9 protein-coding genes are annotated in these 8,825 nt (G+C 32.7%); 7 read left to right on the top strand and 2 right to left on the bottom strand.

Going from position 1 to position 8,825, the window contains the following annotated elements; all coding sequences use genetic code 11:
- Positions 1-78: 78 nt before the first annotated feature.
- The gene (locus FD26_RS10260; protein WP_057868334.1) at positions 79-486 is read right to left on the bottom strand and encodes an iron-sulfur cluster biosynthesis family protein; all 408 of its coding nucleotides are present in this window, start codon (positions 484-486) and stop codon (positions 79-81) included.
- Positions 487-757: 271 nt separating this feature from the next.
- Between FD26_RS10260 and FD26_RS10255 the strand changes: the two genes are divergently transcribed.
- The 7 genes from FD26_RS10255 to FD26_RS10225 all read left to right on the top strand — a co-directional run bounded on the left by FD26_RS10255 (position 758) and on the right by FD26_RS10225 (position 7,613).
- A complete protein-coding gene (locus FD26_RS10255; RefSeq protein WP_057868333.1) occupies positions 758-1,732 on the top strand; it encodes a GH25 family lysozyme in 975 nt (324 codons plus the stop codon).
- A gap of 185 nt (positions 1,733-1,917) precedes the next feature.
- Positions 1,918-2,472, top strand: a complete 555-nt coding sequence (locus FD26_RS10250; protein ID WP_057868332.1) for a hypothetical protein — start codon at positions 1,918-1,920, stop codon at positions 2,470-2,472.
- 18 nt (positions 2,473-2,490) lie between these two features.
- A complete protein-coding gene (locus tag FD26_RS10245) occupies positions 2,491-3,063 on the top strand; it encodes a hypothetical protein (RefSeq protein WP_057868331.1) in 573 nt (190 codons plus the stop codon).
- Positions 3,064-3,147: 84 nt separating this feature from the next.
- A complete protein-coding gene (locus FD26_RS10240; protein WP_057868330.1) occupies positions 3,148-3,657 on the top strand; it encodes a VanZ family protein in 510 nt (169 codons plus the stop codon).
- 78 nt (positions 3,658-3,735) lie between these two features.
- On the top strand, positions 3,736-4,977 hold the full coding sequence (locus FD26_RS10235; protein WP_057868329.1) for a PTS transporter subunit EIIC: 1,242 nt from the start codon (positions 3,736-3,738) through the stop codon (positions 4,975-4,977).
- Positions 4,964-5,848: an alpha/beta hydrolase gene (locus FD26_RS10230; protein ID WP_057868328.1), complete on the top strand. Its 885-nt coding sequence runs from the start codon at positions 4,964-4,966 to the stop codon at positions 5,846-5,848. Before FD26_RS10235 ends, FD26_RS10230 begins: the two co-directional genes overlap by 14 nt.
- A 133-nt stretch (positions 5,849-5,981) precedes the next feature.
- Positions 5,982-7,613 (top strand): ABC-F family ATP-binding cassette domain-containing protein, encoded by a 1,632-nt coding sequence (locus tag FD26_RS10225; RefSeq protein WP_057868327.1) that lies wholly within the window; start codon positions 5,982-5,984, stop codon positions 7,611-7,613.
- A 106-nt stretch (positions 7,614-7,719) separates the two neighbouring features.
- Here FD26_RS10225 and FD26_RS10220 read toward each other — a convergent pair whose 3' ends face one another.
- Positions 7,720-8,610, bottom strand: a complete 891-nt coding sequence (locus tag FD26_RS10220; RefSeq protein ID WP_057868326.1) for a LysR family transcriptional regulator — start codon at positions 8,608-8,610, stop codon at positions 7,720-7,722.
- Positions 8,611-8,825: the final 215 nt, after the last annotated feature.

The following is an 8,825-nucleotide window of genomic DNA, read 5'->3' as shown; positions in this document are numbered from 1 at the left end:
ATTATGTCTAACAATTTTAGGGCACTTCATTGTCACCTTGGTCCTTTTTGTGATAAAAAACTATGATTTACTTACTGATTAACAAATTTTGTCGCCAAGACTAAGCATTTTTTCACGACGCTCAGCAGCTGTTTCAGGCTTAACATTTCTCCAATCAACGACTGAAAGACTTCCGTCAAGAATACCACTGTTGTCTTTAAGAGCTAGGGCATTGTGCCATAATGAAATATTAAGACCATTTGTCATAAGATCGGCATCATTTTCGGAAGTGCTCATAACATAACCGGCATCATTTTCTAAGTCGATTGTGTAATCTGGATCAGCTTCTTTAAGGATAACTAATTGAAATTTATCACCGATAGCACAGCTGCCACCAAGACTTGAGTATTTGTTTGAACCGTCATCAGTAGTCAAAATAAGACGACTGCCTGCGGGAATTTTCTTTGCTAAGTATTCTTTTGCTTCTGGTTTAATATTTATTTTCATTATTTAATGGTCCCTTCTATTTGAAATATAGATTGTACAAAATTGTTTTGTACAAAACCTTTATTACAGTTATTAATTTACCGCATATCGGAGAGTAATGCAAATATTTGATTTCATTTTTGAAAAAATTATTTTATCAAAAAATGTTTTACATATAATGAATGGTGTTACATCGGGATTACTATTGAACAACATATCTGTAATTTTTCTAAATATTTTGTAATAAAAGAATATAATATTTATGAATTAGAAAATTACTAGGGAGAGAATTATGTTTCATAAAATGGGGATTAAGACTTTGATTGCTGCAACATTTTCTGTGGTAGCCTTATTTTTTTGCGTTACTAACGTTGATGCTGCACGTATGGACATGGTTGATGTTTCAAATTATAACGGAGATATGACCATCGACAATTTTAAGGATATGAAGGATAACTACGGTGTAAAGGCTGCAGTTACCAAAATTAGTGAAGGAACATCCTTCAAGGATGCTTATGCCGCCAACGATATCAAAACGGCTCAAGCTGCTGGATTATATATTAATGGTTATCATTATGCCAGATATAATAATGTTCAACAGGCGATAGAGGAAGCTGACTTTGCCGCTCAAACAGCTCAGGCGGATGGACTTCCAGCTGGATCAGTTTTAGTAGCAGATGTAGAAAGCTCTGAGCAAAGCAAAGTTTCTAAAGCTCAAAATGATGCTGACAATACAGCATTTATGAATGAAGTAGCCAAGTATGGCTATCGCTCAGATATTTATACTATGGGTTCTTGGGTTGGTACCGTTGAAACGGTTGATAAAGGTTGGATTGCTGAATATCCAGCTGATGCTACAAACTTGAATCACTATCCTAATGCGCATGGTTGGCAATGGACTTGCCGTTATAAATTTAATGGTAGTTATGGAAACTTTGACGTTTCACAACTTTATGATAACTTCTTTACTAGTTATCAAGCACCTGCAAGTTATGTAGTTAATAATGCTAATACCTCTACAGATTCACAAGCAACAAATGATGCAATAAACAACACTACTAATATTAGTGCTATCAATGTAAATAATCAGAATGGTCCCTATGTACCACTGATGGCATTACAAAATGATGGCAGTATGAAAAAAGTTACTAACCGTGCATTATCGAAAAATACTCCTTGGGCTACCGATCAGACTAAGGAAGTTAATGGTGTAACTTATCATCGCGTGGCTACTAACGAATGGGTTGATGCACAGTACGTTATTTAAATTAAATCTATATAAGAATGTCTAATGACTATACGAATATAAAGTCATAAGGCATTCTTTTTTTTATAGTTAAAAAGAAAAATCGTCTAATAAATTAGATTGGCAAAGCCTAGTTAGCGCTTATAACTAGTGATATGCTAAAAGTGTAGAACTTTCAACTATTATTTATGGAATGAGATGATAAATTGAAGATTATATTTGGACGTAAAATTAATTATTTACCATTAACTATTTGCCTGATAGTTAGCCTCATAGTTGGATATATGATCCTTTTATTATCAAGTCAAAAAATAACAGCAGTAATATTAGGTGGCGTGAGTTTACTAATTGGTCTTTTTATCTGTTCTTTAAATCTGTCTAATTATTATGGTTACTGGAAAATAGATGAAGCTGGTATTCATTATGATAATTATCCAAATAGTTTACGAATAGTGTTATCGATTATTTTTCCGTTTTTGGAGAATCAATCAACAATAGCCTTTAATGAAATTAAGTCATTTGCAATTGTTGTAGGAAAAAATGTAAGAGCTCCTAGAGGAACTTTTGGAGGGATATTTTATCATCCAGATGCAGTTTTGGAAAGACTGCCAATTTCATATTATTTATCTGTAAAGTTAAAAAATAATCATGAGATTGATTTAAATTTGACCAATAATATTGATGATTCTGAAATTGAAAAAATGTTAATTATTCTGGAGAAGAAAACCGGTCAAAAACCAGATTTAATAAAACAGCAGTAATGCTAGGGGGTAATAAGGATGAAAAAAATTGGAAAAAAGATTAATTATTTGCCATTAACTATTTGCTTAATTATTGGAATAGTCATCAGTTATCTTATGTACTTAGTATCGAGACAAGTATTTATCAGTGTTTTATTTGGAATTATTGGTCTAATTGTTAGTATATTAATTTATTCGTTAAATTTATCTAATTCGTATAATTACTGGCAAATTGATGATAGAGAGATTCAATATAATAATTATGATACGACGGCTCAAAAGGTCCAAGCAATTATATTGCCATTAGCTACTAATAGAAGGACTTTAAAGTTCTCAGAAATTTCATCCATAGCATTAGTCATAGGCAAAGGAATGGAAATGCCTGCGGGAATCGGATCAGAGGGTGCAATTGATGCCAGTGCATATGTCGTAGATTCGGCTTTGCAGCATTTTTATAGTCCGTATTATTTAATGCTAAAGTTGAAGGATGGACGTAAAGTGGATTTAGATTTATCAAAGAATAAGACTGATAAAGCTAATGTTGAGCGACTTATTAAAGAAATTGAATTAAAAACTAATTTAAAAGCTAAACTAGTTAAACAAAGTTTATAAGGGAATATCTATTTAATATAGATATTCAATAATCCAAATATATGGTAGGATAGCACGATCAGTTACAAAGGAGAATATAAATATATGCGTTGGATGCCTGTGCTATTTTTACTAGGTATATCTGGATTGAGTGGATTGATTGTTTTGATTAATCAACATAAAATAACTCATCGTTATCTAGCTGCTTTTGGTTGGCTGTATTTAACGGGATTGGCTATAATTCTATTTACGCCAATTTCTTATGATGGAACAAGTATTAGTATCATGCCGTCTGGAACTGGTCGCGTTAATCTCAGAAATTTCTATTTGCATGGATTACAATTCTGGAAAAACATTATCTTAACAGTACCTTTGGGCATTTTACTTAAGAAGATGGTTCCTCAGATGCCTTTATTAGTTATTGCAATTCTTGGAGTTATTTTTGGTGGGGCAGTTGAAAGTTTTCAATATTTTATGTCTAATCATTGGCTAATTAATCGCAGCAGTGATATTAATGATGTGATTGCTAACGCTGCTGGTATTATTATTGGTAGTTTGGCAGTAATTGTTTATCAATTTTATCAAGAAAAAAATCATTTGAAACAAGACAATTGATTATGCTATTATCTTGTTTTTTTTTATTCTAAAAGTCATATAATTAATTCAAGTCAGTGGAGAATATGGGGTGAGAACTTGAATCGATTATTGAATTTCTCTATAAAAATGTATAGCAGTAAAATTATGAGAATTATTCAGAATACGTTAAAAATGATGTTTCCGATTGTTCTTTTAGGTAGTTTTGCTGAAGTTATTAAAATAACTTTTTTAACATCATCCGGCTATATAGCAACTCTTTTTAAAGTAACCGAGTGGTTACCTTTTCATAGTGATCTAGCTTGGATTATGGGTGTGATTTATCACTGTACAATAGATATGATAGCGTTATATGGAGCATTTGGTGCAGCACATTTTACGGCTAAAGAGTATGGTAAAAAGACCTCAATTGCAGGTGCTTTGGGACTAGTAGCCTTTTTAATTATTTCTTATCAGCCTACTGGCGTGGGGATGCCTGATTTTAATCATCAGTTAATGTCAGAGGGACTTTTGATAGCGCTAATAGTTGGTTATTTTTGTGGACGGATCACGGTCTTTTTAGTAGATGCTAAAAAAGAAGAACTATTTCAAATGATAAAACCTGCCTCTATAGTGATAGTATTAGCCTCTATTTTGAATATGCTTTTAGGGTTGATTGGAAAATTAGAGATTCCAACATATGTTGCTGGTTTTGTCATGCAGCATTCACAAACTAATGCATTGTTTTATGTTTTAGGCATGGGTATTTTGACTAATCTATTGTCGTGGATGGCTATTGGAGGACCCTTTCTTAATGGTCCCTCGTTTAGTGACGCGCCATCTTTAGCAAATATGAATGCGGCTTTGAAATCTGGTTCAGCTTGGAATGTTCCTTTTAAATTCACTGATACAACTTTGTACCATAGTTTTGCTAACTTTGGCGGAACGGGTGTGATTTTGGCTTTAATTATTGCCATTTTAATTTTTTCAAAAAGAACAGATAAGCGACTAGTTTCTAAATGGTCTATTTTTCCAGCTATTTTTAATAATAATTATCCTATGATGTTAGGATTGCCAATTTTATTCAATCCGATTTATTTAATCCTTTTTTTGATAGCACCATTAGTTAATATGCTTTTGGCTGCATTATTGTTGTGGCTCAGATGGATTCCAGCGGCAGCTTATCCGGTTCCTTTAGGAACGCCAGGTCCGTTAATAGCTTTTATTGGAACCAATGGTAATTGGTTAACTTTGATTTTTGGAGTCTTTTTAATTTTTGTGGATGTATTAATTTATATTCCATTTGTCAAATTGGCCGATGAGATTACTGAGGAAGTAGGTCAAAGTAATGAAGAAATTTAAACTGTGGATCTGGACAAGTTTAGGGGTAATTTTAGCTGTTATTTTGATAGTCGTGTCTTTACAGTGGTCACGTAACAATGTTTCCGATTTGATGAAGTGGCACAATTCTAAAATGTCGCCAGTGATTATGATTCCAGGGAGTTCAGCAACTGAAAATCGCTTTGATCAATTGGTAAAGAAAATAAATAAAAACAATAAGAATCCCCATAGTTTAATTAAAGTTAAAGTGACGAATGATGATAAATTGCATTTTACAGGGCAAATTCGCCAAAGAGATAATGAGCCTATTATAGTGATAGGTTTTGAAAATAATCGTGATGGATACAGCAATATTAAACAACAGGCTCGACGCTTTAATATTGCCTTTGAAGCTATTACTAATCAGTATAGATTCAATAATTTTAAGGCCATTGGGCATTCGAATGGAGGATTAATCTATACTAGATTTTTGGAAAAGTATTATGCTAATTATTCTTCTCGAATCAAAATTAAACGATTAATGACCATTGGTTCTCCTTATAACTTTAATGAAAAGTCAGTTCGTCATAGAACACAAATGTTGTCAGATTTTATTGATAGTAGAAAAGAACTACCAAGCAATTTGGATGTTTACGTAGTTGCTGGAACAGAAACTTATAACTCTGACGGATTGGTTCCTCTAGGTAGTGTGATGGCTGGTAAATACATTTATCAAGGACAGGTCAAACATTATACGACTATTTCTGTATCCGGATCAGATGCTCAAAATTCTGATTTACCACAGAATGATCAGATAATTGATCTAATCAAACGTTATATCTTAGATCAACAAGAGACTCCTAAAAATCCGGGTCGACAGAATGGTACAGATTTAAATAATAGGCAGCATTAATAACGTCAAAGAGTTATAGCACCAATTTGATTAAATAATCACGTGGCGACTATTTAGTAAACTTTTCTTGCGAAGCATCGAAATAGCACGTATAATGCTTGCTAGACTAGATTTAAGAAATGAGGATATATATTTGATTACTGTTAGTGACGTTAGTTTGCACTTTGCTGATCGAAAGTTATTTGAGGATGTGAATATTAAATTTGCACCAGGTAATTGTTATGGTTTGATTGGCGCTAATGGTGCCGGAAAATCAACTTTTCTAAAAGTGTTGTCCGGTGAAATTAAACCTTCAACAGGAACTGTTAAATTGGGACCTAATGAACGGTTGGAAACTTTAAAACAAAATCATTTTGATTATGATGAATATACTGTTATGGAAACAGTTATCATGGGTCATTCTGAATTGTATAGAATTATGCAGGAAAAAGATGCTATCTATGCTAAACCTGATTTTAGTGAAGCCGATGGTGTCAAAGCCGCTGAATTGGAAACAGAATTTGGCGAAATGGGTGGCTGGGAAGCTGAAGGCGAAGCTTCTCAAATGCTACAAGGCTTAAATATTCCCGAAAGTCTTCATCAAAAGAAAATGGCTACTTTGACTGCTGGCCAAAAAATTAAGGTTTTATTGGCTCAAGCATTGTTTGGTAAACCTGATGTTTTGCTTTTGGATGAGCCTACTAATGGTTTAGATGTTGACTCAATTGACTGGCTAGAAGAATTTTTAATTAATTTTGAAAATACAGTTATTGTAGTATCCCATGACCGTTACTTTTTAAATAAGGTATGTACGCATATTGCAGATCTTGACTACAGCAAGATTCAGTTATATGTAGGTAACTATGATTTCTGGTTGCAATCATCAGAATTAGCTCAAAAAATGAAGCAGGATCAGAATGCTAAAAAAGAAGAAAAAATCAAAGAACTACAAGATTTTATCGCTCGTTTTTCAGCAAATGCTTCGAAATCTAAACAAGCTACTTCTCGTAAAAAAATGTTAGACAAGATTACTTTGGACGATATTCAACCAAGTTCTCGTCGTTATCCATTTATTAAATTTGTACCTAATCGTGAAATTGGTAATGATTTGCTGCAAGTTTCTAATTTATCTGCCACAATTGATGGCAAACAAGTATTGAAGAATGTCAGCTTTATTTTAAATAAAGATGATAAAGTGGCTTTCTTAGCTAAAAATGATATGGTAACGACAGCTTTGTTTAAAGTTTTGACAGGTGAATTAGTTCCTGATTCGGGAACAGTGACTTGGGGTGTAACAACCAGTCAAGCATATTTGCCTAAAGACTTTAACGATATGTTTAATGAAGAAACACCGATTATTGACTGGTTACGTCAATTTGCTGAAAAAGGTGAAGATGATGATACCTTCTTACGCGGATTCTTAGGTCGAATGCTATTTTCTGGAGACGACGTAACTAAGATGGTAAATGTCTTGTCCGGTGGTGAAAAAGTTCGTGTAATGCTATCGAAGATGATGCTTTTAAAGGCTAATGTCTTGTTGATGGACGATCCAACTAATCATCTGGATTTGGAATCAATAACAGCTTTGAATGATGGATTAATTGATTATAAAGGTTCAATTTTATTTGCTTCTCATGATCATCAATTTATTCAAACAATTGCTAATCGATTGATTTATTTGACAGAAAATGGTGTGGTTGACCGAGCAGATACAACTTACGATGAATTTCGTAATAATGCTCAGGTTGAAAAACAGATCGCTGAATTAGATGGCGCTGCTGAATAGGTAAATAAAAAGGCCAGTACAATAGCCATTGAAAAATGGTTGTTGTACTGGTTTTTTTGATGTTTTCGAATAGACCAAATCTGAAATAAAGATACTAACGCTTTAATCAGATTTCTGCTTGAAGAATTTCAATAAATAGTTTTATATGCCGTTCAGGATTTTTGGCAGTAATAAATCCATAAGGAAGTTGGAAGGGTACATTAAGAGGTCGACTAATCAATCCTGGCAAAACATTATCCCAACAATTTAATGATAAAAGATAGCCAGTCCTAGTCGAAAATTTATTAAAAGTGTTAACCGTGTAATGAGCGTCGGTGATAATCATGTTTATCTTTAATTTTTGTTTATCAATATCCTTATAAATTTTATCTATTTCTTTAGACATACCTGATGGCATTATGTAAAAATTAGCATGATTGAGATCAGATAATTCAATTTTAGATTTTTTAGCTAATGGGTCGTTGGTGTGCATCATGATAGTAAAATTAAATTTACCCATCTCATAGAAATTAATATTTTTACGAACAGAGTCCATTCCATAAGGACTAAAAAGCAAGTCTACTTGATCGCCCATGTGATAATAAGTTTCTGGGAATTTAAAACGATTGTTTTCTAAAGGAATAAATTGTAAATGATATTGTGGAAGTTTGTCAGATATTTTAGACCAGAGGTTGCTTAAATTGCTAACAGGATTAATAGTTGAACTACCAACTCTGACGATATATTGAGTTTTAAGTGCACTTTGACGAACTAAATTAACTAATTCATTATTGGCTTGGATTAGCTGTGGAGCATTTTCATATAGTATCTTGCCAGAATCAGTTAAAGAGACTCCTTGAGCAGTACGTTTAAACAAAGAGACGCCTAAACTTTTTTCTAGATTATTGATTCGATTCATAACTGCAGGGGGTGTCATAAAGAGTTTTGAAGCTGCAGCAGAAAAGCTACCTGATTGGACAACAATATTAAAAATATTAATTTCAGATAATTCTAGCAAATTAGTTTTCTCCTTAGCTATTAATAAAAGTTAATACAGTAATTAAAAAACGTTTCTTCTAGAAAATTAAATTCAGTATTAGGATAAGAATTACAATTCACAGAAGGAATGATTTAATGAATAAAAAACAAAAAGTTTTAATAATTACTATTGTACTATTAGGATACTTCATAATTTTAGTTGATACGGTAGATTGCAAATTTAATCCGAATTTT

The sequence above is a fragment of the Companilactobacillus crustorum JCM 15951 genome, assembly GCF_001434585.1.
GTDB classification, from domain to species: Bacteria; Bacillota; Bacilli; order Lactobacillales; family Lactobacillaceae; genus Companilactobacillus; species Companilactobacillus crustorum.
Note: the sequence above shows the minus strand (reverse complement) of the source record. Positions and strands in the feature narration are given on the sequence as shown.

Excerpts from the sequence above, each read along its gene's own strand:
- FD26_RS10255 (WP_057868333.1), top strand. The coding sequence starts at position 758 with ATGTTTCATAAAATGGGGATTAAGACTTTGATTGCTGCAACATTTTCT.
- FD26_RS10230 (WP_057868328.1), top strand. The coding sequence starts at position 4,964 with ATGAAGAAATTTAAACTGTGGATCTGGACAAGTTTAGGGGTAATTTTA.
- FD26_RS10260 (WP_057868334.1), bottom strand. The coding sequence starts at position 486 with ATGAAAATAAATATTAAACCAGAAGCAAAAGAATACTTAGCAAAGAAA.
- FD26_RS10245 (WP_057868331.1), top strand. The coding sequence starts at position 2,491 with ATGAAAAAAATTGGAAAAAAGATTAATTATTTGCCATTAACTATTTGC.
- FD26_RS10240 (WP_057868330.1), top strand. The coding sequence starts at position 3,148 with ATGCGTTGGATGCCTGTGCTATTTTTACTAGGTATATCTGGATTGAGT.